Source organism: Microbacterium sp. KNMS, from assembly GCF_053851835.1.
Genome location: NZ_JBSQBP010000022.1, coordinates 46,905 through 73,664 on the forward strand (window position 1 = coordinate 46,905; position 26,760 = coordinate 73,664).

Genomic DNA, 26,760 nt, shown 5'->3' on the forward strand with positions numbered 1-26,760 from the left:
GGTCCTACTCGGCCAGCGCCGCGCTCCAGACGGGAGCGGCGGGGTGCCGCGCCGCGAGCGCGTCGACGAGGGCCGACCGGAACGCGCGCACGGCGGGATGCCCCGCGCGACCCGAGCGGACGGCGGTGTAGAGCACGCGGTGCGGCTCGCCGAGCAGGCTCACGAGCTGCGTGCCGGCGAGGTGCGGCTCGCCGAGCAGCGCGGGGAGGAACCCGACGGCCTGCCCCATCCGGACGACGTGCGCGTGCAGAAGCGGGTCCGTGCTCTCGAAGCGCACTATGGGCTCGAAGCCGGCGCCGCGGCACTGCGCCCTGCCCCAGGCGCCGGTCGGGGTGTCGGCCGGATCGAGCACCCACGGCGCGTCTCGGAGCTCCGCGAGGCGACGCGGCCTCCGCGAGAGCCGCCCTTCCGCCGGCAGGGCGAGGCCGAGCGGGTCGACGAGGAGCTCGGCGCGATCGACGCCGTCGCGGACGACCTCGGGGATGCCGGGGTACTCCTCGCCGATGATGACGTCGAACTCGTGCGAGAGCAGCGCGTCGTAGGCCGGGCCGTGGTCGCGCTGGGCGATGGCGACATCGAGTTCGGGATGGCGCTCGGCGAGCAGCTCGAGCGCCGCCGGCGCGAGCGCGAGCACGATGCTCTGGAACGAGGCCACGCGCAGCCGTCCCCGCAGCGTGCTCTGTGCGGCGGTCAGCTCGGCCTCGGCCTCCTCGAGCCGCGCGAAGACGGCATCCGCATGCGCCACGAGGGCGAGCGCATCGCCGGTCAGCCGCACACCGCGTCCGACGCGCTCGAGCAGCTGCACGCCCGTCTCCCGCTCGAGCTGAGCAAGCTGCTGCGACACCGCCGACGGCGTGTACGCGAGCGCCCGCGCCGTCTCGGCGATCGTCCCGCGGCGACTGAGCTCGCTGAGAAGGCGGAGGCGCGCGACATTCAACACATCAGCTCACCTTACGCTTCGTGCTAAGAAACGGTTGCTGGATTGACCAGCGGCCTCCGGCGAGACTGGAGGCATGCTCACCCGGATCCGCCCTCGGGGAATGACCGCCTCGGTCGCCCTCGTCATCGGCTCGTGCACGTCGCTGCAGTTCGGCGCGGCGCTCGCCGTGCAGCTCTTCCCCGAGCTGGGGACGTGGGGCGTGACGGCGCTGCGCCTCTCGATCGCGGCGCTCATCCTGTGCGCGGCGGTGCGCCCGCGCGTGCGCACCTGGACCCGCGAGCAGTGGGGATGGGTGGCCGCGTACGGCCTCTCCCTCGCGGCCATGAACGGCTCCTTCTACGCCTCCCTCGAGCGGATCCCGCTGGGCACCGCGGTCGCGATCGAGTTCCTCGGTCCGCTCGTGCTCGCGGCCGTGCTCACGCGACGCGCCCTCGACTTCGCGTGGGTCGGCGTCGCCCTCGTCGGCATGGCGCTCCTGGGCGTCGACAGCGCCATCGGCGTCCCCCTGGATGGAGCAGGCGTGGTGTTCGCGCTCGTGGCCGCCGCGTTCTGGGCCCTCTACATCCGCACGAGCGCGCGCGTCGGCCAGCTCGTCCCGGGGATGGGCGGGCTCGCGGTCGCGCTCGTCATCGCCTCGACCGCGCTGCTGCCCTTCGGCGTGCCGGCGGCGGTCGAGGTGGTCGCGGAGCCGCACCTCCTCGTGCTCGCCGTCGGGACGGCGCTCCTCGCCTCGGTCATCCCGTACGCGCTCGAGCTCATGGCGCTGCGGCGGCTTCCGCAGCGCGTGTTCGGAGTGCTCCTGAGCCTCGAGCCCGTCATCGCGACGGCGGCCGGATGGCTGCTCCTCGCTCAGGCGATGAGCCCGCTGCGGATCGCCGCGATCGCGCTCGTCGTCGCCGCGAGCGTCGGCACCGCCCTCGCGGCGCGGCGGGCGAGCGAGGACGCACCCGGATCCGCCCTCACCGGGGCGATCCCGGTCATCCGCGACTGACCGCGGCCTCCGCCGTCGTGACGCGACGCGACGGCCAGGCCGCGAGCAGGCGCTCCCGCTCCTCCGCCGTGATCGGCACGACCGAGCCGTGCCGGAAGCGCGGCGGAACCGCGTGCGCGCTCGGCGTCCACGTGCCATCCGCGAGGTCTGCGCTCTCGAAGACGCGGTAGCCCGTGCCGCCGCCGTAGGGCGGCCAGTCGATGAAGAGCAGCCACGAGCGCTCGTCGAGCGAGCGGACGATGATCGGCCCCTCGCCGTGCGAGATGACGTCGCTGCCGATCCCCTCGGCGAGCAGCTCCCACGCCGAGCCGATGCGCCCCTCGGTCGGGCGCAGCACGTCGTCGCCGCGCTCGGCGAACACGTGCATGGTGCCGGGCTCCTCGTCCTTCGTGAAGCGGTACCAGTGGGCGCCGTCGCGCGCGAGAGTCGAGTCGATCGTCCCGTACCCGGGCCCCCGGCGCACGTCGATCCACACGCGCGGCTCCGAGAAGGTCGCGAAGTCGGCCGTCTGCGCGATCATCATCCGGTTGTAGCTGTCGGCGGCCCGTCGCTCGCCGCCCTCGGGGTAGAGGTTCGAAGCCCAGTAGACGAGGTAGGCGCCGTGCTCCGCGCTCCAGACGGCCTCCGGGGCCCACACGTTGCCGGCCTCGGGGCCCATCACCGAGACCGCACGCGGGCCCGTCCAGGTCACGAGGTCATCCGACTCCCAGACGAGGATGTCGGTGCTGCCGTTCTCCTGCCCCACACCGAAGCCGCCGGCCCCGTGCACCTTGAGGTCGGTCGCGAGGATCACGAACCCGCCGTCCTCCTTGCGGAGCAGGAACGGGTCGCGCACGCCCCGCGTGCCGAGCTCCGACGTGAGCACGGGCGCGCCGTCCGCCAGCAGGTCCCAGTCGCTCAGGGAGGCGCCGTCGCTCACCGCGAAGTGGACCTGCTCGGCCGCGTCGTCGTCTTCGCCCGTGAAGTGGACGAAGAGGTACGAGGAGAATTTACAACGTTGCACAAGTGCACGATACCAAGGGACGGCCACCGCCGCGACCCCGGGCTCCGCCCTACGCGCCCAGGAAGGTCGCGGGGTCGAACTCGTCGATCGGGATGACGCGGAGGCGCGGGAGCTGCGCGTCGAACACCGCGGCGTCGTACTCGAGGTCGAATCGCTGCAGGCCGGGCAGGGTCGCATACCCCGCGTTCCGGAACTCGTTGAACGCGACGATTCCGACGCGCCGGTCGCCGCCGATGAGCGCCGCGACGTCGTCGAGGAAGTCCCCGTCGTGGCTCACGAGCATCACGTCGTCGTCGCGGTCAGCCAGGGCCCGCAGGGTGCGCTGGATCGCGATGTCGACGACCTTCTCGTCGGGGGCGCCTGCGAGGAGCACGACCTCGTAGTCCATCGCCTTGAGCGCCTGGACGAAGCTCTGCGGGATGACGGACGAGGCGTTGATGAAGAACACGCCGCGTGCGCGCTGGTTCCACTGCCGCGCCGCGAACGAGACGAGCCGGTCCCACCGAGGCCGCTCATCCGGCTGCGGCCGTCGCCCGATGATCGACGTCCCCAGCGTCGCGTCGATGTTCTCGCCGTCGACGAGCACCCAGGTCACGTCTTCACCGCTCACGCGCATGCGCGCCTCCCCATCCGGCGCCGTCGAGGTGGCGGGGCCTCGTCCGATCCTACGAGGGCGCCGGGCGGCTCAGCCGCAGAGGGTCGCGAGCGCGCCCTTGGCCTGTTCGACGGCCTCGACCGTCTCGGGCGCCGTGAGATCGCTCACCTGCGACAGCTGCTCGGCGTTCGCGCGGATGAGCTCCCCCGGCTGGCCGCCCACGTCATCAGCGAGCCGCTCGAGGGTCGCGACGAGGTCGTCGCGCGCGACGTCGGCCTGCTCCGCGGTCACGTCGCCCTGCTCGAGGATCGCCTGGTACTGCGCGTAGGCGGCATCGGCGGTCGTGCAGATCTCGTCGACCGGGACGCCGAGGGCGTCGCCGGCGATGTCGGCGGCCTGTGCACAGCCGGCGAGCAAGCCCACGGCGAGGAGCGGGAGGATGGCGAGTCGGCGCATGCGACGACGGTAGCCGCTCGACCTTGGACGCCCATGCATGCCGCATCTGCGGCAGAATCAACCCAGATCATCCGCATCTGCGAATCGAGAAGCGCATGCCCGACATCCGCGTCCGCGACGCCGCCCACCTGCTCGGCGTGAGCGACGACACCGTCCGACGCTGGATCGCGGCGGGCGCGCTCGCGGCGCACCGCGACGACGCGGGTCGCCGGGTCATCGACGGAGCCGAGCTCGCCGCATTCGCGCGGTCGCATGCCGACGCCCCCGAAGATCCGCTCTCCGGGGGCCGCTCCGCCCGCAACCGCTTCACGGGACTCGTCACGGCCGTCACGAGCGACACCGTCATGAGCCAGGTCGAGCTGCAGTGCGGGCCGCACCGCGTCGTGTCGCTCATGAGCACGGAGGCGGTGCGCGAGCTCGGCCTCGAGCCGGGCTCGGTCGCGGTGGCCGTCGTCAAGGCCACGACCGTCCTCGTGGAGACGCCGTGAGACGGCGGGTGCGCGCAGCAGTGGCGGGTGCGGTCGCGCTCGCGCTGTCCGGCTGCGCGGCGCCGCCGACCGCAGGCCAGGAGCTTCACGTGTTCGCCGCGGCGTCGCTCACCGAGGTCTTCACCGAGATCGCCGCCGCATTCGAGGAGGCGCATCCGGGTGTCTCGGTCAGCCTGAGCTTCGACGGGTCGGCGGGCCTCGCGACGCAGATCGCCGAGGGAGCGCCAGCCGCGGTGTTCGCCTCGGCCGACACGGCGACCATGGAATCCGTCGCACAGCACGCCGCCGACGAGCCGGCGGTGTTCGCGCGGAACGCCCTCGAGATCGCCGTGCCCGCGGGCAATCCGGCCGACATCCGGGGATTCGCGGATCTCGAGCGCGACGACGTGGTCGTCGTGGTGTGCGCGGTCGCCGTCCCGTGCGGGCGCGCGACGGCCGAGGTCGAGCGGGCGCTCGACGTCGCGGTCGACCCTGCGAGCGAGGAGAACGCCGTGACGGATGTGCTCGGCAAGGTGACCTCGGGCGAGGCGGATGCGGGCGTCGTCTACGCCACCGACGTCCGCCGTGCGGGCGACGCGGTCGACGGTGTGCCGGTCGACGCGCCCGATGCCGCCGTGAACGACTACCCCATCGCGGCGCTCGACGGCGCACCCGACCCGGCGCTCGCTCGCGCGTTCGTCGACTTCGTCCTCGACGACCCCGCGCAGCGCGTCCTCGCCGACGCGGGCTTCCTCCCGGCGGACTAGCGGATGGTCGAGCACGAGGAGAGAGACGCGGCGGCCCGCGCCCCGCGACCGCCCGAGGTCGCCGCGGCGCGGCCATCCGTCCGGGCGGGGCGCCCCGCTCGGGCGGGGCGGCCATCCGCTCGGGCGGCGCGGCCGATCGCCACCGACCTGCCGCGCTGGCTGTGGATTCCGGCCGCGCTGGGGCTCGCGCTCATCCTCGTGCCCCTCGCCGCCCTCGTGCTGCGCGCGGAGTGGGGCGACTTCTGGCACCTGCTGTCCGGGGCGGCCGCGCGCGACGCCCTCGCGCTGAGCCTGCGGACGGCCCTCGTCTCGACCGCGCTGTGCCTGCTCATCGGCGTTCCGATGGCGGCCGTGTTCGCGCGGGGGCGCTTCCCCGGGCTGAAGGCGCTGCGCGCGCTCGCACTCGTGCCGCTCGTGCTGCCGCCGGTCGTCGGAGGCATCGCGCTGCTGTACGCGTTCGGGCGCCGCGGGCTCGTCGGGCAGGCGCTCACGCCGTTCGGGATCCAGATCCCGTTCACCGAGGTGGCGGTCGTCATGGCCCAGACGTTCGTCGCCCTGCCGTTCCTCGTGATGAGCGTGGAGGGGGCGCTGCGCTCCGCCGGCACGCGCTACGCCGCGGTCGCGGCGACGCTGGGGGCATCGCCGGGGCGCGTGCTGTGGCGCGTGACGCTCCCGCTCATCGCGCCGGGCATCCTCTCGGGGGCCATCCTCTCCTTCTCCCGTGCGCTCGGGGAGTTCGGCGCGACCCTCGCCTTCGCCGGGAGCCTGCAGGGCGTCACCCGCACGCTTCCCCTCGAGGTGTATCTCGTCCGGGAGAGCGACAGCGCCTCGGCCGTGGCGCTGTCGCTCGTGCTCATCGTGCTCGCCATCTGCGGCGTCGTGCTGGCGTATCGTCCGCGGAGGGGGCAACCGTGACCGACGAGGAGGCGGGCGGGTTCGAGGATGGCCCCGGGGCCAAGGCGGGTCCCACCGGGTTCGCCGCGAAACGCGGCGAACCGACGCCGAGTCGCCCCGAAACGCGGCAACCCCCACACAGCCTCGCCCCGAAACACGGCGAACCGACGCCGGGTCGCCCCGAAACGCGGCAGAGCCCGGATGACGCGGCTCGCTTCCTCGAGGTGCACGCACGGGTGACGGGCCGCGGGGTCGCCGTCGACCTCGACGTCGCGCGCGGGGAGACCGTCGCGATCGTGGGGCCGAACGGCGCGGGCAAGTCGACCGCGCTCGAGCTCGTCGCGGGGCTCATCCGCCCCGACGCGGGCGCCGTCGTGCTCGAAGGGGCGCCCCTGGCGGACGGACGCCGCTGGGTTCCGCCGCATCGACGCGGCATCGCCCTCATGACGCAGCAGACCCTGCTCTTCCCCCACCTCACGGTCCGCGACAACGTCGCGTTCGGTCCGCGCGCGTCCGGCCTGTCGCGGTCCTCCGCGCGCGACGCCGCGGAGCGCTGGCTTCTCGAGACCGGCGTACGGCACCTCGCCGAGCGCCGCGCATCCGACCTCTCCGGAGGCCAGGCGCAGCGGGTCGCCCTGGCCCGGGCCCTCGCGGCCGAGCCGGCCGTCCTCCTGCTCGACGAGCCCACGACCGCGCTCGACGCGACGGCCCGGCCCGAGCTGCGGGCGGTCCTCGCGCGCGTCCTCGCCGGGCGCACGGCCATCCTCGTCAGCCACGACGCCGACGACGTCGCGGCCCTCGCGCACCGCACCATCCGGATGGCCGAGGGCCGCGTCGTCGGCTGACGTGCGCCGGCGCGCGCCAGTCGGGCACTACGTGGCCTGCGCGTCGACCCGCGCCCGCATACAGCGGCCGCCACCTCCGGTCCGACGTCGACCCCGCGGCCCTCAAAGGAGGATCGCGCTTTCCCAGGACGGTTCTGCCGTATCCGTCCTGGGAAAGCGTGATCCTCCTGGCGACGGGCCGCCCGGCCTTGCGGCAGGCCCGCGTCGTCGGCTGGGCGGCGGGCCCGCCCGGCCCGCCCGGCCGCCCGGCCGCACGACAGGCCGCCCGGCCTCCCGGCAGGCCCGCGAAGCCGCCCTACGGGACGATGTGGCCCGCCGCGCGGGTGAGCTCGTACCACTCGGCGCGCGTGAGCGGGATGTCGCTGCCCTGCGCGGCCGCCGCGACCCGGGCCGGCGTCGTCGTGCCGAGGACGACCTGGATGCCCGCGGGATGACGGGTGATCCACGCCGTCGCGATCGCGATCGGCTCGACGCCGTACTGCGCGGCGAGGCGGTCGATCACGGCGTTCAGCTCGGGGTGCGCCTCCGAGCCGAGGAACACGCCGGTGAAGAAGCCGGCCTGGAAGGGCGACCACGCCTGCAGCGTGATGCCGTTGATGCGGCTGTACTCGACGAGCCCTCCGCCGTCGAGCACCTGCGACTGCTCGACGCCGAGCATGTTGGCCGCGATGCCCTGCGTGATGATCGGCGCATGCGTGATCGAGAGCTGCACCTGGTTGGCGACGATGGGCTGGCGCACGGCCGTCTTGAGCAGGTCGATCTGACGCGGCGTGTGGTTCGAGACGCCGAACGCGCGCACCTTGCCCGCGGCCTCGAGCTCGTCGAACGCGCGGGCGACCTCGTCGGGCTCGACGAGCGCATCCGGGCGGTGCAGGAGGAGCACGTCGATGTAGTCGGTGTCGAGCGCGCGCAGCGACTCCTCGACCGACGTGACGATGTGCTCGTACGAGAAGTCGAAGTACGGCCCCTCGCGCACGATGCCGCACTTGGTCTGGATCGTGAGCTCGGCGCGCTCAGACGGCGTGAGGCGCATCGCCTCGGCGAAGCGGCGCTCGCACTGGTGCAGCTCGGTGCCGTAGATGTCGGCGTGGTCGAAGAAGTCGATGCCGGCCTCGCGGGCGGTGTCGACGAGCTCGCGGATCTGCGCGTCGGTCTTGTCGGAGATGCGCATGAGCCCCGCGATGACGTTGGGAGCCTGCTGGCCTCCGGGGCCGAGGGAGACGGTCTTCATGGGTGTCCTTCCGGTGCCGCCCGGCGACGGCGCCGCGGGCGCTCCTACGATAGGGAGCGGTGCGGCAGAAATCCAACAACTGGAGCAGATGCCTGCCAGAAGGAGAAGTGCTGATGGATCTGCGCCAGATGGAGTACCTCGTCACCCTCGCCGACGAGCAGCAGTTCACGCGCGCGGCCGCCGTCTGCGGCATCTCGCAGTCGGGCCTGTCGGCGGCCATCCGGGCGCTCGAAGCCGAGCTCGGCACGGACCTCTTCACGCGCTCGCCCCGCGGGGTGGAGACGACGCCGGCCGGCCGCGCGCTCCTGCCGCACGCGCGCTCGATGCTCGCGCAGGCGTCCGCAGCGCGCGGCGCCGTCGCGCGCGCCACGGAGGAGCTGAGCGGGAGGCTGCGCATCGGCGCCGAGCAGTGCCTCGGCCTCGTGGATGTCTCGGGCCTGCTCGAGCAGGTCCACCTGCGCCATCCCCTCGTCGAGCTCGAGTTCGCGCAGGCCGGGTCGCACGAGCTCGCCGCGCGGGTCCGCGAGGGCGACCTCGACCTCGGTCTCGTCGCGGCGACGGAACACCTCGGCTCGCTTCACCGGGAGGAGCTCGGTCGCCTGCCGCTCGTCCTGCTGACGCCGCCCGGCCATCCGCTCTCGGGCGCGGAGCCCGTCTCGTGGGCCGACCTCGACGACGTCGACTTCGTGGACTTCCAGGGGTCGTGGGCGGTGCGCTCGCTCAACGACGCGGTCTGCGCCGCGCGCGGCATCGCGCGGCGCGTGCGGTGCACCACCGGCGACGTCCACACGCTCATCGACCTCGTGCGCCGAGGCCTCGGCGTGGCGATCGTGCCCGCGCACGTCGGGGCGAAGCCCGAGGCCGCAGCGCTCACGGTGCGGCCGATGCCCGCGGATGCGCCTCCGTGGGTCGTCTCGGCGATCGCGCGGCGTCCGTCCGAGCCGGCCACCGCCCTCGCGCTCGAGCTCGTGCGGACCCAGGCGGCACCCGCGCGGTGACGCGGGTGAGGAGGGACGCCAGACAGCGACCCTCCTCACGACCTCACGCCGCCTGGAGGGACTCCGCGAGCTCCCGGCCGGCGACGCGGGCGGCGTCCTCGGCCGCCGCCCGCAGGTCCGCCGCGACGTCGGCGAAGGCGTCGAGGGCGGGGTTCACGCCCACGAGCGTGAACGGCCGCTGGACGACCCGCAGGTCCAGGCCCCAGACATCCTCGAGCACGCGGCGCAGCCACGCCGTCGAGTGGTCCCAGCCCTCCTTGGGCGTCCCAGGCGCGTAGTTGCCGCCGAGCACGGTCACGAGCGTCGCGGGCTTGCCCTGCAGCGCCGTGCCCTGCGGGTCGATGCGCGGGTCGGTGTAGGCGACATCGAACCAGGTCTTGAAGTGCTGCGAGACGCCGTAGTTGTAGAGCGGCACGGTGAAAAGCAGGGCGTCGGCGTCGATGAGCTCGTCGGCGAAGGCGCGGGCGAGCGCCTGCGCCGCGCGCTGCTCCTCGGTGCGATCGGCCTCGAGCGCGAGGCCCGCCGTCACGGCGTTCTGCCACACGGTGGCCGAGACGGGCTCGGCGGCGAGGTCGCGGCGCACGACGACGTCATCGGGGTGCGCTGCCGTCCACTCGGACTCGACGAGGTCGCCGAGGGAGCGGCTGGCGGAGGTCGCGGGGAGGATGCTCGCATCCAGGCGGAAGAGGGTCATGGGAGCTCCGATCAGGTTCGATGAGTCACTCTGAAAAGCAGAGCGGCTATCGGGACATTAGCACAGGTAGGATGGCTGCATGGCGGAGATCGAGCACGGCGGACCGGCGTGCGACGCCGCCGTCTCGCTCGCGTTCTCGGTGCTCGGCAAGCGCTGGAACGGCATGATCGTCGACACGCTCAGCAGCGGCCCCCTCTCCTTCGTGGCGCTGCGGCGCGGAGTGGCGGGCATCAGCGACGCCGTCCTCTCCGACCGCCTCGCCGAGCTCGCTGCGGTCGACCTCGTCTCGCGCGAGGTGCATGCCGGCCCTCCGGTATCGGTCGTCTACACGCTGACACCGGCCGGCGAGGCGCTCATCCCGGTGCTCGAGCAGCTCGGCGAGTGGGCATCGGCGCATCTGCGCGCCGCCCCCTGACCGGCGACACCGGTAACACGAGCGGGCGCGCGCGACAAGGCCGCGACAGCCCGCCGTGCGCTCCGTAGCCTGGGCCCAGGCACACGGAAGGGAACACGATGGCCGAGAAGAAGCAGCAGTCCGCCCCGAAGAACCGCCGCCGCCCCGCCCGCTCGGGAGCAGAGCTGACGGATGAGCAGAACGCCGAGAAGGGGTTCACCGCTTCCGAGCAGCTCAGCGGGCACATGCAGTCCGTGCTCGTCGACCTCATCGAGCTGTCGCTGCAGGGCAAGCAGGCGCACTGGAACGTCGTCGGCACCAACTTCCGCGACACCCACCTCCAGCTCGACGAGATCATCGCCGCGGCGCGCGAGTTCGCCGACACGATCGCCGAGCGCATGCGCGCGCTGCACGCACTCCCCGACGGACGCAGCGACACTGTCGCCGAGACGACGTCGCTCCCGGAGTTCCCGCAGGGCGAGATCGCCACGACCGAGGTGATCGACCTCATCACGGAGCGCCTCGACGCCGTCTGCCAGACGTGCCGCGAGGTGCACGACGCGGTCGACGAGGAGGACCCGACGACCGCCGACATCCTCCACGCCGTGCTCGAGCGGCTCGAGCAGCTGTCCTGGATGGTCAGCGCCGAGAACCGCACGCCGCGCGCGAGCTGACGGATCAGTCGCCGGGCAGAGACCTCCGGTCGCCGGCGGGCTCGGTCGCGTTCGGGAACGCGATCGAGCCTGCGGCGACCCACCATTCGACGACCTCGAACGACAGCCGCCCCGCGATGACCGACGGATCGGCAGCGGACAGCCGCGCGGCCTCCTCCGGCGAGCGCGCGAAGACCGACATCCCGCGCAGGGTCTCGTCGCTCTGCGCGAGGAACGGGCCGTTCGCGACCGTCGCGCCGTCGCGTGCGAGCTGCGCCCGGTAGGCGAGGTGGCGGGCCTGCAGTGCGTCGAGTTCGTCCTCGGTCATCTCCGGCGCGTCCGCGGGGCGCCGCAGGAGAACGACGGTGAAGACGTCGAACGCGTCAGGGATGTTCGGGTCCGGCATCAGTCCGAGCCCTTGACCACGACGCGCTCGACGCGCGCCGTCCCGGCGTCGACCTCGGGCCATCCGTCGACCGGCAGCTCGAGCACGGCGAGCGTCGCCGTGGGGTACGCGAGCGGGACGCGCCCGCGCTCTGCCGCGAGCGTCGCGACGAGATCGTGGACGCCCGGATTGTGCCCGACGAGCAGGAGCGAGCGCGCGTCGCCGCCCTGCTCGCGGATGACCTGGAGCAGCCGCCGCGCGGACGCCGCGTAGACGTCGTCGTCGAACTGCACGGGCGGCGCCTCCTGCCACGGCGACGCGACGCCGGCCCACGTCTCGCGCGTGCGCTGGGCGATCGAGACGACCGCGCGGTCGGGGATGAGCCCGTGCTCCTGCATGTACGCGCCGACGTCGCGCGCCTGGGCTGCGCCGCGCGGCGTCAGCGGGCGGTCGACGTCGTCGACCCCCTCGGGCCAGTCGGACTTCGCGTGGCGCAGGAGCAGGAGGCGCAGCATGCTCGGCATGCTACGCGCGGTCGCCGCCCTCCTGCGCGTCCGCCGCCTCGCCCGGCTCGCCGAAGCCGGGGCGCACCGCAGCGTCCTCCGCGACGTCGATGCGGGTCACGCCCTCGCGACGGGTGACCTCGATGCGCGGCTTCGCGTCCTCCTCGGTCGCGTCGGGCGCGGACGTGAGCTGGTCGCGGCGCTTCTCCTCATCGGTCATGTCGTCCTGTCCCATGGCGCCTCCTCCGATCGTGGCCTGCTCCGCCGACGCTAGGCGATGAGACCGCCCGCTGTCTCCCCCTTGCGCGGGTGCGTCCGTCTCGCCCTCGAGCAGGCGCGGGAGCGTGTGAATACCACCCCGGCCGCACGTCCACAAGCCTCCTCCGCCTGTCGGAGGTCGCGCATAGAGTCGTGAGGCGGTCAACGACGACCGCGTTGCCGGAGCACTCTCCGTGCGCACCGGTGAGAGAAGGAGACACAGCGATGACCATCGCCGATCACGGCACGCACACGACCTGGAGCCGCGTCCAGAAGGGACTCCACGTCGCGAATCGAGACGGAATGTTCATGGGCTTCGTGGAGAAGGGGCCGGATGGCCGCTTCCTCGCCTTCGACGCTCATTCCGAGCGCGTCGGCGCGTTCTCCGAGCTCGCGGAGGCGATGGCCGCGGTCGACCGCGGGTGATCACGCGTCGGGACGAAGCTCGGCGTCGTTGAGTTCGCGTCGCGCCGTTGCTGACGCGATTCCTCCGGATGCTGACCGGAATCGCCTCACGAGCCGCGCCATCCGCCCGCGAGAGTGGAGGCGAGACCGAGAGGACCCCATGTCGCCCGCACAGATCGACGCGCTCATCGCGCCGCCCACTCCCGTCGCCGCACGTGCCCGCGAGGTGCTCGAGGCCTGGTCGCCGCCCGAGCTCGTGCGGCACTGCCTGCGCTCATGGGTGTGGGCATCGACGCTCGGCGACGCGCTGGGCCTCCCCTACGACGCCGAGCTGCTGTACGTCGCGACGATGCTGCACGACCTCGGGCTCGTCGCGGAGTTCGACGCCGATGTCGTCCCGTTCGAGGCGGCGGGCGGGGCGGCGGGATGGGCCTTCGCCGCCGGCGCAGGCTGGCCGCGCGCACGCAGAGAGCGCGTCCAGGAGATCATCGTGCGGCACATGTGGACGGCGGTCGATCCGGACGAGGACGCCGAATCGCACCTCCTCGAGGTCGCCACGAGCCTCGACGTCTCGGGCGTCACCCCGGAGAAGTGGGATGCCGCGCTGCTCGTCGCGGTGGAGTCGCACCTGCCGCGAGGCGCCTTCTCGACGGACTTCGCGCAGCGCATCCACGATCAGGCCGAGCGCAAGCCCACCTCGTCGGCGCGCAGACTCGACGCGTCAGGTCGGATCGACGCCGGCGCTCGCACGTGGGAGCGCCTGGTCGCGCCGAACGGCTCCGCGTAGCGGCGCGACCGGGCAGATCACTCGCCCGAGGGCTCCTCGTCGGAGGCCTCGGAGAAGTCGTCGCCTTCGTCCGGCTCCTCGGGCGCGCCGCCCGATGCCGTGTCGGCTTCGGCGTTCTCGTCGGGGACGCCTTGCGTGTTGTGCTGTCCGCCATCGCTCATGGGATTCCTCCGCGACATCTCCCCGGATCGCGTCCGGCTGCGCGCCACGGTACGCCGACCGCGACCCCGGGGCGAGGGGTTGACAGCCCGGCGCGCGTGTCGGAGCGCTGTGAGAGCTCACACGAGCCGGTAGCCCGCACCGCGGACCGTCTCGATGCGGTCGGCCCCGAGCTTCTGGCGCAGGTAGCCGATGTAGACGTCGGCGACGTTCGACCCGGGGTCGAAGTCGAAGCCCCACACCCGGCTCAGCAGCTGCTCGCGGCTCAGCACCTGGCCGGCGTGCCGAATGAGCTCCTCGGCGAGGGCGTACTCGCGCGCCGAGAGGTCGACGGACAGCCCGCCGTCGATGACGGCGCGACGGGTGCGGACGTCGAGTGTGAGGTCTCGATGGCGCAGCGCGCCCGCCGCGGGAGCGACCTCCTCGTCGCGCCGCATGCGGAGGCGGATGCGCGCGAGCAGCTCGTCGAAGCGGAACGGCTTGCCGATGTAGTCGTCGGCCCCGCCCTCGAGCCCTGCGACGGTGTCGCCCAGATCGGTGCGCGCGGTGAGCATGATGATCGGCATGCGCGAGCCCGAGCCGCGCAGGTTCTCGAGCACGTCGAAGCCGTTCATGCGCGGCATGTTCACGTCGAGGACGAGCAGGTCGAACTCGCCGGTCTGCGCGAGCTCGAGCGCCTCGACGCCGTCGGCGGCGACGCGGGTCGCGAAGCCGGCGGCGCGCAGGCCCTTCTCGATGAACCCCGCGATGCGCTGCTCGTCATCGGCGATGAGAATCGATGCCACGGTGGCTCCTTCCGTCCGCGTGCGGCGGCGTGTCCTCGTCGTCGGGCGCGAGCGGCACGAGGATCGCGAACAGCGCGCCGCCGCCCGGCGCGTCCGTCACGCGAGCTCGGCCGCCGTGGGCCCGCGCGATGACCTGCACGATGTTGAGGCCGAGGCCGCTCCCTGCCGCGCGCTCGCGTCCGCGTCCGCGCCGGAAGCGCTCGAACACGGCCTTCTTCTCGTCGTCCGGGACGCCGGGGCCGTAATCGCGCACCCACAGGGCGAGGCGGTCCTCCTCGACATTGCTGCCGATCACGAAGCGCCCTCCGCCGTGGGTCACGGCGTTCTGCGCCAGCTGCAGCACGGCCTGGGTGATGCGGGCCGCGTCGAGCGGCGCGACGACATCCGCGATCGGCCCGGCGGCGACATCCGCGCCCTCGATCGCCTGGGCCTTGCGCACGATCTGCGCGACGAGATCCGCCGCGTCGGTCGGCTCGGGGGCGACGGGGGATGGCCCGTGGAGCGCCGCCGCGGACGACAGGTCCTGCACGAGTCGGCTCATCCGGTCGAGCTCGTCGACCGCGAGCTGCTGCGTCTCGCGCACGTCGTCGGGGTCGGCGGGGTCCATCAGCTCGACGTGCCCGCGCACGATCGTGAGCGGGGTCTTCAGCTCGTGGCCGACATCGCTGAGCAGCTGCCGCTGCGAGTCGAGCGCATCGTCGAGTCGATCCAGCATGGCGTTCATCGTCGCCGCGAGCTCCGACACGTCGTCGCGCCCCTCGATCGGCAGGCGCTCCGAGCGCGACTGGGCCGACACGCGCTCCGCCGTCTCGCGCATGCGCCGCAGCGGGCGCAGCAGACGACCGGCCGCGACCGTGCCGACCCCCGCGATGACGACGAGCACGATGCCGCCCGCGACGAAGAACACCCGAGCCGGGCCGTTGATCTCCGACAGCTCGGCCTCGACGTCGTAGGCCATGACGAAGAGCACGCTCTCGGCGTCGGGGGCGCCGGGCACCTCGACAGGCGTGGCGAGGAAGCGCCAGACGACGCCCTCCTCGGCGTACGTCCCGAGCACGGGCTCGCGCCCGGCGGTCGTCCGCACCGCGAACGGGATGAATCCGGGCGCGCTGCGGAGGTCGACGTCGAGCGGCACCCCGGGCACGAACGCCGCTTTGCCGTCCACGACGCCCGCGACCCCCGTGTTGTCGTCGGGGCTCATCCGCCGCACGATGTCCTCAGCGGCTTCGCGCGACGACTCCCACGCCTGCGGCTCCTCGGGCGTCCCTGCCACGATGAAGCGGGCGGAGTCGAGGTTCGCGCGGAGGCGGTCGTCGATCTGAGCCATGATCGTCGCCTGCTCGACGATGTACACGGCGAGGCCGACCGCGGCCATCCCGAGCGCCGCGACGATGGTGATGACCGCGATGAGGCGCACGCGCACCGAGACGACGCGCCGCCGCCTCGGTCCGCCGTTCCCGTCCGCCACGGTCCCAGTATCGTCGCCGGGGCGCGCGCGACCGCTCGGATCGGGCGACCATAAGGGTTGTCTCATGTGCGGCTGTCGACCCGTTTAGGCGAGGTGCGCATCCTGGAGGGGAGAGGGAGGAGCCACGATGCGGAAGGCGATCGCGTACACCGTCATCGGCGGCATCGGCCTGCTCGCCCTCACCGGCGGCGTCGTCGTCGCATCGGAGGCGCTCGAGCAGCGCACGGATGGCGGGCAGATCCTCGACGGCGGTGCGGTCACGGGCGACTACACAGGCGGGGCCGTCGGCCGCGACCTCCGCTCGGACCAGCGCGGAGCGACCCCCACGCCCACGCCGACGCCGACGCCGACGCCCACATCCGCGCCGCCCGAGCAGAGCGAGCCGCCGGCCCAGACCGAGCCCGAGCACCTGCCGCCTGCTCCCCCCGTCGAGGTCGACGACGATCCCGACACCGACGTCGATGACGACACGGACGTGGACGACGACGCGGACGACGACGCGGACGATTGAGCCACCGGGCCCGCCTCGGGCGTTCGCCGCGCTTCGCGGCGAAGAGCTCACCGGTTGCCGCGTTTCGCGGCAAGGCCGTTCGAGACCTGCCGCACTTCGCGTCGAAGAGCGGCCCGTTCGACGCATTTCGCGGCAAGCGGCTTCGCCGAGCACCCACTCCTCCCCCGAGTCGCCGCACTTCGCGGCGAACCCACGCGGCCCCGGCCTCACCGCCCCGTTGTGACGGGGCTCCCGACTCGCCGCAGCAGGGCGCGCGCGACGTCGTGCCATCCGTCGCGCTGCGCGTAGACACCGGCGAGCCGCAGCCGCGCCGCAGCGGAGTACGCCGGCACGCGCGCCCAGAGCGGGCCGTCGCCGAGGCCGCGGCGGAAGGCCTGGCCGGCCGCGTCGGCCCGCGTGGTCGGCAGCAGCCCCTGCAGCACCCGCAGCTCGAGGTGCACGAGCAGGTTCGCCACATCGAGCGCGCGTTCGCCGACCGCGAGGGTGTCGACGTCGATGAGGCCGACGCGCGTGCGCCCCGCCGCGACGTCCTGCGCGGTGAACGACCCGGATGGCACGAGCAGCTGCTTGTCGTGGAGGTCGCGATGGAGGACGCCGTCGACGCGTTCCGGCGGATCCGCCGCGAGCGCCGCCTCGACCGCGGCGAGCGCGTCGGCGACATCCTCCCCATCGAGCGCGCCGCCGACGGACGCCAGGGCACGGCGGATGGCGCGCATCTCGTCCGCGACGCCGTGGCGCGGGAGCCCCGCGGGGTCGAGCGCATGCAGCTCGGCGAGCCCCGCACCGACGCGCGTCCACACCGCGACGAGCGCGTCGTCGGAGACGGACGGGTCGCCCCAGGCGTCGAGGAGGGTCCGCTCGCCGACGCTCGCGAGGCGGAGGACACCGCCCGCGTCGTCGCGCGCGACCACCCGGGGCGACCGGAGCGTGCGCAGGCCCGAGACGCGCTCGGCGCGCTCCGCCACCTCGGCGAACCGTGCGGGCCGGACGAGCTTCACGAAGTCGCCGTCCGCTCGGCGGAGGACCGCGCGCCGCCCCGGCCGATGCGCGATGACGCGCGCCGACGCGAACGGTTCGACCGCCGCGGCCCCGGGAAGCGCCGCGTCCGCACGGAGCGCCGCGAGCCCGACGAGGCGCTCGCTCTCGGCGACGAGGTGCGCGACCTCGGCGTCCCAGTCGGCGGCCCTCGCGCGGAACGGCTCGGCAGCGCGCCGCAGCAGACCGGCGGCCGTGTGGGCGAGCAGGGCCGCCTCGTCGACGGCGCCGCCCGCTTCCCGATACCCCGCGACGAGCGCGGCGCCCGCGCGGCACGCGCTCTCGCCCCGGGCGATCGCATCGGCGGCCCACGAGCCCAGGTCGGACAGCGGGTCGCCCTCCCCCGCCCGATCGAGGTCGATGAGCCACGGGCGGCCGTCGCGGCCCACGATGACCTGGTCGATCGAGCAGTCGCCGTGCACGAGGGTGCGGACGCGCCGCTCCTCGAGCAGCGACCGGATGGCGCCGGCCGCGCGGAGCGCGCGATCCTCGAGGGCGGGCAGCACGGACGCGACCCCCGACGCCGCGGCGTCGAGTGCGCGCGCGAGCGCGCGCTCGATCCCCGGCGGACGCGCGCCATCCGCCGCCCCGCCCTCGCCGGCCGATGCCGTGTGCAGCCGCGCGAGCATTCCGCCCACGCGACGCTCCGCCTCCGGATCCGCGATCTGCGGCAGCGGCGTTCCGGCGAGCAGGTGGGTCTCGACGAGCCCGACGGCCGCGTCGGCGCGGACGAGCGCGGCGGTCGGCACGAACGTCTCGACGCGATGCTGCGCCCGGATGGCCGACGCCGCGCGATCGGGCGCGTGCACCTTGACGATGACACGGCAGGCTGCGCAGCGCGCGACCCAGCGACGGCCCGGCTTGTAGACGAGCACCTCGGCGTCCGGATGCCGCTCGAGCGCGACGCGGATGCCCGGGAGCGCGCGGTCGGCGGCCGCGTCGACCACCGCGATCCCTCGCTCGGCATCGAGCAGGAGGAGGCCGTCGCCCGCGTGCGCGAGCATCCGCTCGAGCTTCCGGTGGACGCCGACGGGATACGCGACCGCCTGCGCCCGGATCGACCGGCTCGGGGTCTCGATGCGCACGCCCGCGACCGCCGAGGTGCCCGGCTTGAAGCGCAGGTACGTGGTCTCGACGCGCTGAACGGGGACCCCCGCGGCCTCGAGAGCGCGGTGCAGCGTGGCCGCATCGAGCACGAGGGGAAGCCCCGGCAGCGCGGTCTCGCGCGCGGCGAGCGCCGCATCGGCGGGCGCGAGGTGCGGGATCGGGTCACGCACGGGCGGCCTCGTTGAGGATCGCCAGCCGCGACCCCGCGCGGGCCAGCAGCTCGTCCGGACGCCCCTGCTCGACGATCCTGCCGCGCTCGAGCACGACGATGCGATCGCACGCGAGGGCGTCCTCGAGCGCGTGCGTGATGACGAGCGTCGTCCGCCCCTCGCTCAGCCGATCGAGCGCGGCGCGCACGGCGGCGCCGCTCGCGGCGTCCAGCCCCGTCGCCGCCTCGTCGAGGATGACGATGCGCGCGTCGCGGAGCACGGCTCGCGCGATCGCGATGCGCTGGCGCTGGCCGCCCGAGAGGGTGTCGCCGCGCTCGCCGACGAGCGTGTCGAGGCCCTCGGGCATCCGCGCCGCGAACTCGTCGACGCCCGCCGCGCGAGCGGCCCGCTCGACCTGCGCATCGGTCGCGTCGGGGCGGCCCATCCGGATGTTCTCGCGGATCGAGCCCGTGAACAGCACCGACTCCTGCAGGACGATCGCGATGCCGCTGCGCAGGGAGGCGAGCGTGTAGGCGCGCAGGTCGCGGCCATCGATCATGACCGACCCGCGGACGGGGTCCTGAAGGCGCAGCAGCAGCGACGCGAGGGTCGACTTGCCCGACCCCGAGTGCCCGACGATCGCGACCCGCTCGCCGGCGGCGATGTCGAGGTCGACCTCGTGCAGGGCGGGCTCGCCGTCGCCGTACGAGGCGGACACGCGGTGGAACGTCACCGCACCCGCGACACTTCCCATGCGGTGGGCACCGGGCAGGTCGGCCAGGTCGCTGCGCGTCCCGACGAGGTCGAGGATGCGCTCGCCCGAGGCCGCGGCCTTCGCGATGCGGCCGGTGTACTTCGCGAGGTCGCGCATGGGCTTGAACGCGCCCTTGAGGTACTGCACGAACACGACGAGCTCACCCGGGGTGAGGTGGCCCTCGAGCACGCTCCAGCCGCCGACGAGCAGGACGGCGGCGGTCGCGACGCCCACGAGCAGATCGGTCGCGCGCTCGAGCCCGGCCGACAGCCGGGTCGCGCGGACGCCCTCGGAGAGCTCCCGCTCGTTCGACCGCGCGAAGTCGCGCTCGAGCGTGCCCTCGAGCGTGTAGGCCTGCACGACCTTGATCGCTCCGAACGACTCTCCCGCCGTGCCCGCTATCTCGCCCTCGCGGCGCCGCTGCACGCGCGCGGCGTCGGTGATCCGGCGCGACGCGCGGCGCGAGTGCAGGAGGAAGACGGGGAGGGCGGCGGCGACGACGAGACCCAGGCGCCAGTCGAGGACGAGCATGACCGCGAGCATCGCGACGAGCGTGATGACGTTGCCCACGAGCGGCATCGCGGCGGTGACGGCGACATCGCGGAGCTTGCCGATGTCGGAGACGAGCCGGTTGATGAGGTCGCCCGAGCGGGTTCCGGTGTGGAAGCGCAGGGGCAGGCGCAGCGCATGCGCGAAGACGTCTGCGCGCACGGCGTTCATGGCCCGCGTGCCGGCGAGGGCGAAGCACACCGTCATGAGGTACGACGCGAGCGCGCGCAGGCCGGCCGCCGCGACGACGGCGAGTGCGCATACGAGGAGCAGGGTGAGGATGCCCGGCTCCTGCGCCGCACCCGGCGCGATCACGGCGTCGATCACGACCTTGAGCGGCCACGGCTCGAGCAGCCGGAAGGCCACCTCCGCGAGCATGGCGACGAACCCGCCCGCGACGAGCCCGGCCTGCGGGCGGAGGTACGGCCGGAGGAAGCGGCCGAGGCGCCGCCCGCGCCCCGCCTCGGCGTCGCCGCGCCGACGGCTCACGCCGCCGCCTCCTCGTCCGGGTCGAGAGGGAGGCCGGCGGCACCGAGGGTCCGGCGCACGACGTGCCGCCACGTCCGGGTCTGCGCCACGTCGTCTCGCGCGGCGTCAGCGAGAGACCGGCGAAGCCCCGGGTCGGCGGCGAGGCGGTCGAGGGCCGCCGCGAGCGCCTCGGGATCGGAGGGCGGCACGAGGAGCCCCGTGCGGCCATCCGCGACGAGCTCGGAGAGCTGGCCGACCCGCGATGCGACCGCGACCGCGCCCGAGGCGAGGTACTCGAGCACCTTGAGCGGAGAGAAGTACGGGTCTCCGTGCGCGGGGTACGGCGCGACGGCCGCGTCGAGGGCGGCGAGCTGCTCGGGGACGTCGGCGGGATCGACGGCGCCCGTGAACACCGTGCGGTCGGCGACGCCGCGCTCGACCGCGCGCCGCTCGAGGGCGGCGCGCTCCGGCCCGTCGCCGACGATCACGAGGCGCGCATCCGGGCGCCTCCGCGTGAGCAGGGCGAAGGCGTCGACGAGATGCTCCGTGCCGTGCCACGGCTTGAGGGTGCCGACAAAGCCGACCGTGAACGGCCGGCCGGCGGGTCGCGGAGCGGTCGCGAAGCGGTCGGCGTCGACGCCGTTGGGCTCGACGACGATCCGGGCGGCGGGCGCCTGCGTGCGCGCCCACGCCGCGACCGGCTCCGAGACGCACGTGACGAGCGAGGCATCGGAGATCACGGCGCGCGCGACGGCATCGGCGGTGTCGGCGTGCACGAGGGAGCGGTGCCGCGCCTGCTCGATCGGAAGGGGCGCGTTGACCTCCAGGATCGAGGGGATGGCGGCCTCGCGCGCGAACGACGTGCCCGCGATCGCGAAGAGCGCGTACCGCTCGTACACGAGGTCGAACGGCCGATCGGCGTGCGCGGCGAGGAGAGCGCGACGGGTGCTCTCCTCCGCGGCCATGAGCATCCGCTCGCGCTGGCGCACGTCGGATTCCCCCGTGACGGGAGCGGGGTGCACCCGGAGGCGTCCGTCGTCGTGCGCGCGGGCGAGGGCGCCGCGAGGCTCGCCGCCCGTCCGCCGGCAGTGGAGGTCGACCTCGTGGCCGGCGGCGAGGAGCACGCGCAGCACCTCCTGCACGTGGACGGACGCGCCCTTCGCGCCGAACACAGGGATGCCCGGGTCGCCGCAGACGTACGCGATGCGCATCAGGCCACCTCCTGCAGCGAGCGGGCGCGGGCGATCTCGTCGAGCTCGCCCGCCTGGCGCCGCACGTCGAAGGTGCTCTCGACGAGCGCCCTGGCTCGCCGCGCGAGGGCCTCGGCGAACGCGGGGTCGTCGAGCACGCGCGCGATCGCCGCCGCGAGCGCCGCGGGAGCGTGCTGCGGCACGACGAGGCCCGTCTCGCCGTGCCGCACCGCCTCCGTGATGCCCGTGACGTCGGTCGAGATGCAGGGCGTGCCGAGGGCCATCGCCTCGAGGAGCACGGTCGGCAGGCCGTCGGCGTTGCCGTCCGACCCGACGACGCACGGCGCCGCGAACACGCTCGCGCGCGCGACCTCGGCCCGCACCTCGCCCTGCGGCAGCGGGCCCGTGAACGTGACGAGGTCGTCGAGGCCGAGCGCGCCGACGAGCGCGCGCAGCTCTCCCTCGCGCTCGCCGGCCCCGACGATGCGGCACGGCACGGCGCGCCCGCGCTCGCGCAGAAGGTGCACGGCGGCGATGAGGTCGGCGAAGCCCTTCTTCTCGACGAGCCGCCCCACGGCGACGATCGAGGGCGAGGCGGGTCGGCCCGGCGCGTACGGGAAGCGGTCGAGGTCGAGGCCGTTGTAGACGCGGTGGATGGGCGTGCGAGCCGCCGCGGGGTAGCGCTCGCGCAGGTGCCGCAGGTTGAAGTCCGACACGGTCACGACATGCGACGCGTCGGCGATCTTCCGATCGACGTCCTGCGGATCGACGCTCTCGTGGAAGAGGTCCTTCGCATGCGCCGTGAACGCGTACGGCACCCCGGTGAGGAGGGAGGCCAGGCGTGCGACGGTCGTCGCGAGGCTCGCGAAGTGCGCGTGGAGCGCCGTGATGCCCTCGCGCTCGACCGCGATCGCGAGCCGGATGGCCTGGGCCGCGTCCGCGACGTCGGCCGCGAGCAGCTCATCGAGCACGTGCGGCACGCGCGGCAGCACGCGGTGCGCCTCGCCCAGGAGCTCCCACAGCTCGGACACGCGCGTCGGCCGGGGGATCTGCTCGACCGGTGCCGCGACGCGCGCGAGGGTGTCGTGGAAGCGGACGTCGACCGTGGAGCGCAGGGAGAAGATGCGCAGGTCGGCGCCGCGCTCCTCTCGCGCGATGATCTCCGACACGATGAAGGTCTCCGAGAAGCGCGGGTACATCTTCACGACGTAGCCGATCCGCTCGGCGGTGCGCTCATGCGACATGGCGGCTCTCCTCGGTGCGCATGCCGACGAGGTCGGCGAACAGGCGGGGCAGACGGCTGAGGCCGTCGAGGTCGATGGGCGGCGCCGGTCGCGGCGCGCGGCGGATGGCGCGCGCGGTCCACGCGGAGATCGCGTCGGGCGAGAGGTCGTCCGGGAGCACGACGTCGAGGGCGCCGCGCCGCGCGAGCGCCTCGGCGCGCACGAGCTGCTCGAGGCGCGGCTCGACGCGCGGCACGACGAGCAGCGGCGCTCTCGCGGCCAGCGCCTCGCACACCGTGTTGTAGCCGCCCATCCCGACGACGGCGGCGGCGCGCGCGATGAGGCCCGCGGCGTCCGGCGCGGAGCGCACCACGCGCAGATCGTCGCGCTCGGCCGCGATCGCGCGCAGCGCGTGCACCGCCGGGTCGGGCATGTGCGGGCCGGCGATGACGACACCGCGATGTCCCTCCGGCAGGCGCGAGCGGGCGAAGGCGTGCGCGACGTGCGCGCCATCCTGCCCCGCGCCGACCATCGCGAGCACGAACGGCTCGTCGGCGCGCGTGCGCATCCGCGGTGCCGGGCGCCCGTGCGCGAGGTAGCCCGTGTACCGCACGCGCGCGGGGGTCTCGAACCCCGCGAGGGGGTCGTGCACGTCGCGGTCGCCGTAGACCCACACCTCGTCGTACCAGGCCGCGAGCGCCGCTGCCCCCTCGGCCTCGCGCCACTCGCGCGCCGCGGTGTGCGCGTCGTCGAGCACGTCGCGGATGCCGAGGACGACGCGCGCGCCGTGCGCGCGGGCGGCGTCGAGGGCGGGCTCGAGCTCGCCGCGGAAGCCGCGCGGGTGCTTGTCGACGATGAGCACGTCGGGGCGGAACGAGGCGAGGGCGGCGTGCAGCACGGCGGTCCGCATCTCGGAGAGCTGCGCCGGGTCGACCGAGAGGTGCCGCGCGCCGTACCTCCCCGCGCCGTCCTTGGCGAGCGCGGGCAGCGACACGATGTCGCATCCGGATGGCCGTCCGGCGTGCGCGGCGTCGGGAGCGCTCGTGAGGAGCAGGAGGTCGGGCGCCTCGTCCATCCCGCTCAGCGCATGCGCGATCGCGAGGTTGCGGCGGATGTGGCCCAGGCCCTGTGCGTCGTGGGAATAGAGCGCGACGCGCAGGCGGCCCTGGCCATCCGTCGTGTCGCGGATCGGGGTGCGGCGTCTCGTCTCGTCTCTCACGGACTCCACGATGGCGCTGCGCGATGAGGCGCCTGTGATGGGAACGTGAGGAGAGTCTTAGACGCCCCTCAGGCCTCCGCGGCGCGGTGCGCACGGGCGGGGATCTGGGTGGCGAGCTTGCCGCCGCTCACGTCGATGAGCGTGCCGGTGACGTAGCGCGCCGCCGGGCTCGCGAGGAACGCGACGACGTCGGCCACCTCGTCGGCCGTCCCCCAGCGGCGGAGGGTGAGCGTGTCGAGCAGCTCGTCCTGCTGCGCGGCGGGCATGTCCGCGAAGCCGTTCATCGCGGTCGGGACCATGCCCGGCGCGTAGGCGTTGACGGTGATGTCCCACGGGCCGAGCTCGCCGGCGAGCACGCGGGTGAGCTGGACGACGGCCGACTTCGTCGCGGCGTAGGCGCCGCCGCCGATCGCCGGCACGATGGCTGCGAAGGACGCCGCGTTCACGATGCGCCCGGTGCCTGCGCGCTTCATCGTCGGGATCACCGCCTGGCACATCCGGAGGAGGCCCACCACGTTCACGTCGAAGCAGGCGCGAACGGCGTCGAGATCGGCGGTCTCGAGCGGGCCGGTGAGGTTGATGCCCGCGTTGTTGACGAGGACGTCGATGCGCGCGGTCGCCGCGAGCACGCGCTCCACGGCGGCGGCCACGTCTGCGTCCGAGGTGATGTCGCACGCGATGCCGGTGATGCCCTCGCCGACCTCGGCGACATCGCGGTCGACGGCGAACACCGTGTCGCCCTCGCGGGCGAGGCGCTGGGCGATGACGGCGCCGATCCCGCGGCCCGCTCCGGTCACGATGACGGTCCTGCTCTCGGACATCCGATCTCCTCATGTCATACTTCATTGCATGGTGACGGGTTCAGATCATACTTCAAAGCGCCGCGTGCTCGTCACGGGCGCCGGTTCGGGCACCGGACGCGCCGTCGCGGAGGCGCTCGCGGCGACGCACGACCTCGTGCTGCTTGGCCGCCGTGCCGACCGCCTCACGGAGGCCGCGGACGCCGCGCGCGCAGCCGGCGCCGCGGTGACGACGCGCGCCTTCGACGTCACGGCGGACGACCCGCGCGCCCTGCTCGACGAGATCGGGCCGGTCGACGACCTCGTGCTGTCGGCGGGTCTCAACGCGCCCCGCCGCGCGTGGGCCGATCAGCGCATGGACGAGTTCGAGGCCATCGTCGCGACGAACCTCACGGCGCCCGCTCGGATGATCGACGCGGCCCTGCCTGCCCTGCGGGCGGCGTCGGGCACGGTCGTGATCGTCTCGTCGATCGCGGCCTGGAAGACCTCCCCGGGGGCAGGCGTGGCGTATCGCGCGAGCAAGCGCGGCCTCCGCGCGCTCTCGGACTCGCTCAACGAGCAGGAGGCCGCGCACGGGGTGCGCGCGTCGATCGTGTGCCCGGGCGACATCGACACGGAGTTCCTGCACCAGCGCCCGAATCCGCCGCGCGGAGCCGCCCTCGAGGTCATGCTGTCGCCCGCCGACGTGGCGCGGGCCATCCGGTTCATCCTCGACAGCCCGCCGCACGTGCGGATCGACGAGCTCGTGATCAGCCCGCTCGGCACGGTCGCCCGATGACCTCGCTCGTCGCGGGCGTCGTCGACGCCCTCGGCGCGGACATCTGCGCCGGGCGTCTCGCGCCCGGGACCGCGCTCACCCTCGAGGCCGTGCAGGAGCGCACGGGCGTCTCGCGGCCGGCGGCGCGCGAGGCGATGAGCGCGCTCGCGACGCTCGGGCTCGTCGCCCCTCGGCGCCGGATCGGCTTCGAGGTCGCCGACCCCGAGCGGTGGCAGCGGCTCGCGCCGGAGGTCATGCGGTGGCGTCTCGCCGGCCCGGCGCGCGATGCCGTGACCGCCGAGCTCACCGCGCTGCGCGCCCTCATCGAGCCGGCCGCCGCGCGCGCGGCCACCTCGGCGGCCTCGGCGTCGGACCGCGCCGAGATCGCCACGCGGGCCGGGGCGCTCTGGTCGGCCGCGGCAGGAGCCGACCGCGAGGCGTTCGTCGCCGAGGACCGCGCCCTCCACACGGCCGTGCTCGCGGCATCCGGCAACAGCCTCTTCCGGGCGCTCGGCGGCCTCCTCGCCGAGTCGCTTCCCCCGCGCGCGCCCGACGCCGCGCACATCTCGCTCGAGGCGGCCCGCCGCCATCTCGAGCTCGCCGAGGCGATCACGGCAGGGGATGGCGAGCGCGCGGCGGCCGCGGCGCACGCGATCGCGGCGGCCGACGCCCCGTGATCGCCCTCCGCGCATCGGTCAGGAATCGAGAAGCCGCGGCCCCGCGCCATCCCTAGCCTGGGTTCATCAGGGACGAACCCGACCGAGAGGAGAGCAGGGATGACCGCATCGGATGGCCTCAGCAAGGAGGAGCGCGACGCCGTCAAGCAGCGCGCGAAGGAGCTGCGCGAGCAGGAGAAGGCGGGGAAGAGCCGCGCGGCGGGCGAGAAGGCCGTGCGCGACGCCATCGCGAAGCTCGAGGACGACGACAGGGCGCTCGCGGAGGGCTTCTTCCGAGTGGTGTCCGACGTCGCGCCTCACCTCGTGCCGAAGACCTACTACGGAATGCCGGGCTTCGCGAACTCCGAGGGCAAGATCGTCGTCTTCCTGCAGCCGGCCGCGAAGTTCAAGGCGCGGTACGCCACGATCGGCTTCGAGGACCGTGCCGCTCTCGACGACGGCGACATGTGGGCGACCGCGTTCGCGGTGCTCTCGTGGACGCCGGAGGTCGAGCAGCGGGTCTCCGAGCTCGTGCGCCGCGCGACGAGCTGACACTCGTGGGGGGGGGGGGGGGGGGGGGGGCCCCCCCCCCCCCCCCCCCCCCGGGCCTCCCGCTCGACCGCCATCTCCCCCCCCCCCCCCCCCCCTCCGGGGTGTTCCCCCC

The 26,760-nt window shown here is 74.1% G+C and carries 32 protein-coding genes; 14 read left to right on the forward strand and 18 right to left on the reverse strand.

Annotation, left to right across the window (positions count from 1 at the left end; genetic code table 11):
• Positions 1-4: 4 nt before the first annotated feature.
• Positions 5-940, reverse strand: coding sequence for a LysR family transcriptional regulator (locus ACWXWW_RS13605; RefSeq protein WP_455970301.1), 936 nt, complete (start codon positions 938-940; stop codon positions 5-7).
• A gap of 73 nt (positions 941-1,013) precedes the next feature.
• On the opposite strand from ACWXWW_RS13605, the gene ACWXWW_RS13610 reads away from it, so the two are divergent.
• Positions 1,014-1,931 (forward strand): EamA family transporter, encoded by a 918-nt coding sequence (locus ACWXWW_RS13610; RefSeq protein ID WP_455970303.1) that lies wholly within the window; start codon positions 1,014-1,016, stop codon positions 1,929-1,931.
• Here ACWXWW_RS13610 and ACWXWW_RS13615 read toward each other — a convergent pair.
• The 3 genes from ACWXWW_RS13615 to ACWXWW_RS13625 all read right to left on the reverse strand — a co-directional run bounded on the left by ACWXWW_RS13615 (position 1,918) and on the right by ACWXWW_RS13625 (position 3,985).
• Complete coding sequence (locus ACWXWW_RS13615) at positions 1,918-2,961, reverse strand: glycoside hydrolase family 43 protein (protein WP_455970304.1); 1,044 nt, start codon at positions 2,959-2,961, stop codon at positions 1,918-1,920. The two genes, ACWXWW_RS13610 and ACWXWW_RS13615, sit on opposite strands and share 14 nt — an antisense overlap.
• A gap of 22 nt (positions 2,962-2,983) precedes the next feature.
• Complete coding sequence (locus tag ACWXWW_RS13620) at positions 2,984-3,550, reverse strand: NYN domain-containing protein (RefSeq protein ID WP_419775773.1); 567 nt, start codon at positions 3,548-3,550, stop codon at positions 2,984-2,986.
• A gap of 69 nt (positions 3,551-3,619) precedes the next feature.
• Complete coding sequence (locus ACWXWW_RS13625; protein ID WP_282978882.1) at positions 3,620-3,985, reverse strand: hypothetical protein; 366 nt, start codon at positions 3,983-3,985, stop codon at positions 3,620-3,622.
• A 95-nt stretch (positions 3,986-4,080) separates the two neighbouring features.
• On the opposite strand from ACWXWW_RS13625, the gene ACWXWW_RS13630 reads away from it, so the two are divergent.
• From ACWXWW_RS13630 to ACWXWW_RS13645, 4 genes are all read left to right on the forward strand, one after another.
• Positions 4,081-4,473 carry a TOBE domain-containing protein gene (locus tag ACWXWW_RS13630; protein WP_271173035.1) on the forward strand — a complete coding sequence of 131 codons (393 nt, stop codon included), beginning with the start codon at positions 4,081-4,083 and terminating at the stop codon, positions 4,471-4,473.
• 8 nt (positions 4,474-4,481) lie between these two features.
• Positions 4,482-5,219: a molybdate ABC transporter substrate-binding protein gene (gene modA / locus ACWXWW_RS13635; RefSeq protein WP_455970306.1), complete on the forward strand. Its 738-nt coding sequence runs from the start codon at positions 4,482-4,484 to the stop codon at positions 5,217-5,219.
• Between the two features lie 3 nt (positions 5,220-5,222).
• Positions 5,223-6,134, forward strand: a complete 912-nt coding sequence (locus tag ACWXWW_RS13640; protein ID WP_455970308.1) for an ABC transporter permease — start codon at positions 5,223-5,225, stop codon at positions 6,132-6,134.
• 203 nt (positions 6,135-6,337) lie between these two features.
• Complete coding sequence (locus ACWXWW_RS13645) at positions 6,338-6,958, forward strand: ATP-binding cassette domain-containing protein (RefSeq protein WP_455970310.1); 621 nt, start codon at positions 6,338-6,340, stop codon at positions 6,956-6,958.
• Between the two features lie 295 nt (positions 6,959-7,253).
• On the opposite strand, the gene ACWXWW_RS13650 is transcribed toward ACWXWW_RS13645, so the two are convergent.
• Positions 7,254-8,189 carry an aldo/keto reductase gene (locus ACWXWW_RS13650; RefSeq protein WP_271173039.1) on the reverse strand — a complete coding sequence of 312 codons (936 nt, stop codon included), beginning with the start codon at positions 8,187-8,189 and terminating at the stop codon, positions 7,254-7,256.
• Between the two features lie 113 nt (positions 8,190-8,302).
• Here ACWXWW_RS13650 and ACWXWW_RS13655 point away from each other — a divergent pair, with 113 nt between their 5' ends.
• Complete coding sequence (locus ACWXWW_RS13655; RefSeq protein ID WP_455970312.1) at positions 8,303-9,187, forward strand: LysR family transcriptional regulator; 885 nt, start codon at positions 8,303-8,305, stop codon at positions 9,185-9,187.
• A gap of 43 nt (positions 9,188-9,230) precedes the next feature.
• On the opposite strand, the gene ACWXWW_RS13660 is transcribed toward ACWXWW_RS13655, so the two are convergent.
• Positions 9,231-9,881 carry an FMN-dependent NADH-azoreductase gene (locus ACWXWW_RS13660; RefSeq protein WP_455970314.1) on the reverse strand — a complete coding sequence of 217 codons (651 nt, stop codon included), beginning with the start codon at positions 9,879-9,881 and terminating at the stop codon, positions 9,231-9,233.
• A gap of 79 nt (positions 9,882-9,960) precedes the next feature.
• Between ACWXWW_RS13660 and ACWXWW_RS13665 the strand changes: the two genes are divergently transcribed.
• Positions 9,961-10,296, forward strand: a complete 336-nt coding sequence (locus tag ACWXWW_RS13665) for a winged helix-turn-helix transcriptional regulator (protein WP_282978894.1) — start codon at positions 9,961-9,963, stop codon at positions 10,294-10,296.
• A 98-nt stretch (positions 10,297-10,394) separates the two neighbouring features.
• Positions 10,395-10,949: a Dps family protein gene (locus ACWXWW_RS13670; protein ID WP_455970316.1), complete on the forward strand. Its 555-nt coding sequence runs from the start codon at positions 10,395-10,397 to the stop codon at positions 10,947-10,949.
• Between the two features lie 4 nt (positions 10,950-10,953).
• Here ACWXWW_RS13670 and ACWXWW_RS13675 read toward each other — a convergent pair whose 3' ends face one another.
• From ACWXWW_RS13675 to ACWXWW_RS13685, 3 genes are read right to left on the reverse strand one after another with little or no spacing between them, the layout of a single operon-like run.
• Complete coding sequence (locus tag ACWXWW_RS13675; RefSeq protein WP_455970318.1) at positions 10,954-11,334, reverse strand: YciI family protein; 381 nt, start codon at positions 11,332-11,334, stop codon at positions 10,954-10,956.
• The gene (locus ACWXWW_RS13680) at positions 11,334-11,828 is read right to left on the reverse strand and encodes a SixA phosphatase family protein (RefSeq protein ID WP_282978897.1); all 495 of its coding nucleotides are present in this window, start codon (positions 11,826-11,828) and stop codon (positions 11,334-11,336) included. The genes ACWXWW_RS13675 and ACWXWW_RS13680 overlap by 1 nt, the downstream gene beginning before the upstream one ends.
• A gap of 10 nt (positions 11,829-11,838) precedes the next feature.
• Positions 11,839-12,051, reverse strand: a complete 213-nt coding sequence (locus ACWXWW_RS13685; RefSeq protein WP_455970320.1) for a multidrug transporter — start codon at positions 12,049-12,051, stop codon at positions 11,839-11,841.
• Between the two features lie 248 nt (positions 12,052-12,299).
• Between ACWXWW_RS13685 and ACWXWW_RS13690 the strand changes: the two genes are divergently transcribed.
• Positions 12,300-12,500 (forward strand): hypothetical protein, encoded by a 201-nt coding sequence (locus ACWXWW_RS13690; RefSeq protein ID WP_271173047.1) that lies wholly within the window; start codon positions 12,300-12,302, stop codon positions 12,498-12,500.
• Positions 12,501-12,639: 139 nt separating this feature from the next.
• Entirely contained in the window at positions 12,640-13,266 is a 627-nt protein-coding gene (locus ACWXWW_RS13695) for an HD domain-containing protein (protein WP_455970322.1), read from the forward strand.
• A gap of 17 nt (positions 13,267-13,283) precedes the next feature.
• Here the strand turns inward: ACWXWW_RS13695 and ACWXWW_RS13700 are convergent, their stop codons facing one another.
• The 3 genes from ACWXWW_RS13700 to ACWXWW_RS13710 all read right to left on the reverse strand — a co-directional run bounded on the left by ACWXWW_RS13700 (position 13,284) and on the right by ACWXWW_RS13710 (position 15,678).
• On the reverse strand, positions 13,284-13,427 hold the full coding sequence (locus ACWXWW_RS13700) for a hypothetical protein (protein ID WP_271173049.1): 144 nt from the start codon (positions 13,425-13,427) through the stop codon (positions 13,284-13,286).
• 117 nt (positions 13,428-13,544) lie between these two features.
• Positions 13,545-14,210, reverse strand: coding sequence for a response regulator transcription factor (locus tag ACWXWW_RS13705; RefSeq protein WP_455970324.1), 666 nt, complete (start codon positions 14,208-14,210; stop codon positions 13,545-13,547).
• Positions 14,185-15,678: a HAMP domain-containing sensor histidine kinase gene (locus ACWXWW_RS13710; RefSeq protein ID WP_455970326.1), complete on the reverse strand. Its 1,494-nt coding sequence runs from the start codon at positions 15,676-15,678 to the stop codon at positions 14,185-14,187. The genes ACWXWW_RS13705 and ACWXWW_RS13710 overlap by 26 nt, the downstream gene beginning before the upstream one ends.
• A gap of 127 nt (positions 15,679-15,805) precedes the next feature.
• On the opposite strand from ACWXWW_RS13710, the gene ACWXWW_RS13715 reads away from it, so the two are divergent.
• Entirely contained in the window at positions 15,806-16,189 is a 384-nt protein-coding gene (locus tag ACWXWW_RS13715; protein WP_455970328.1) for a hypothetical protein, read from the forward strand.
• 206 nt (positions 16,190-16,395) lie between these two features.
• On the opposite strand, the gene ACWXWW_RS13720 is transcribed toward ACWXWW_RS13715, so the two are convergent.
• The 6 genes from ACWXWW_RS13720 to ACWXWW_RS13745 all read right to left on the reverse strand — a co-directional run bounded on the left by ACWXWW_RS13720 (position 16,396) and on the right by ACWXWW_RS13745 (position 24,704).
• Positions 16,396-18,501, reverse strand: coding sequence for a phosphotransferase (locus ACWXWW_RS13720; protein WP_455970330.1), 2,106 nt, complete (start codon positions 18,499-18,501; stop codon positions 16,396-16,398).
• A complete protein-coding gene (locus ACWXWW_RS13725) occupies positions 18,494-20,272 on the reverse strand; it encodes an ABC transporter ATP-binding protein (RefSeq protein WP_455970332.1) in 1,779 nt (592 codons plus the stop codon). Before ACWXWW_RS13725 ends, ACWXWW_RS13720 begins: the two co-directional genes overlap by 8 nt.
• Positions 20,269-21,462, reverse strand: a complete 1,194-nt coding sequence (locus ACWXWW_RS13730) for a glycosyltransferase family 4 protein (protein WP_455970334.1) — start codon at positions 21,460-21,462, stop codon at positions 20,269-20,271. Before ACWXWW_RS13730 ends, ACWXWW_RS13725 begins: the two co-directional genes overlap by 4 nt.
• A complete protein-coding gene (locus ACWXWW_RS13735; protein WP_455970336.1) occupies positions 21,462-22,685 on the reverse strand; it encodes a glycosyltransferase in 1,224 nt (407 codons plus the stop codon). Before ACWXWW_RS13735 ends, ACWXWW_RS13730 begins: the two co-directional genes overlap by 1 nt.
• Positions 22,675-23,883, reverse strand: a complete 1,209-nt coding sequence (locus tag ACWXWW_RS13740; protein WP_455970338.1) for a glycosyltransferase family protein — start codon at positions 23,881-23,883, stop codon at positions 22,675-22,677. The genes ACWXWW_RS13735 and ACWXWW_RS13740 overlap by 11 nt, the downstream gene beginning before the upstream one ends.
• Before the next feature lie 68 nt (positions 23,884-23,951).
• Entirely contained in the window at positions 23,952-24,704 is a 753-nt protein-coding gene (locus tag ACWXWW_RS13745; RefSeq protein ID WP_455970340.1) for an SDR family NAD(P)-dependent oxidoreductase, read from the reverse strand.
• Positions 24,705-24,732: 28 nt separating this feature from the next.
• Between ACWXWW_RS13745 and ACWXWW_RS13750 the strand changes: the two genes are divergently transcribed.
• The 3 genes from ACWXWW_RS13750 (at position 24,733) to ACWXWW_RS13760 (ending at position 26,648) form a co-directional block, all read left to right on the forward strand.
• Positions 24,733-25,461, forward strand: a complete 729-nt coding sequence (locus ACWXWW_RS13750) for an SDR family oxidoreductase (RefSeq protein ID WP_455970342.1) — start codon at positions 24,733-24,735, stop codon at positions 25,459-25,461.
• Positions 25,458-26,117, forward strand: a complete 660-nt coding sequence (locus tag ACWXWW_RS13755) for a FadR/GntR family transcriptional regulator (RefSeq protein ID WP_455970344.1) — start codon at positions 25,458-25,460, stop codon at positions 26,115-26,117. Before ACWXWW_RS13750 ends, ACWXWW_RS13755 begins: the two co-directional genes overlap by 4 nt.
• A 99-nt stretch (positions 26,118-26,216) precedes the next feature.
• Positions 26,217-26,648, forward strand: coding sequence for an iron chaperone (locus ACWXWW_RS13760; RefSeq protein ID WP_455970346.1), 432 nt, complete (start codon positions 26,217-26,219; stop codon positions 26,646-26,648).
• Positions 26,649-26,760 lie beyond the last annotated feature (112 nt).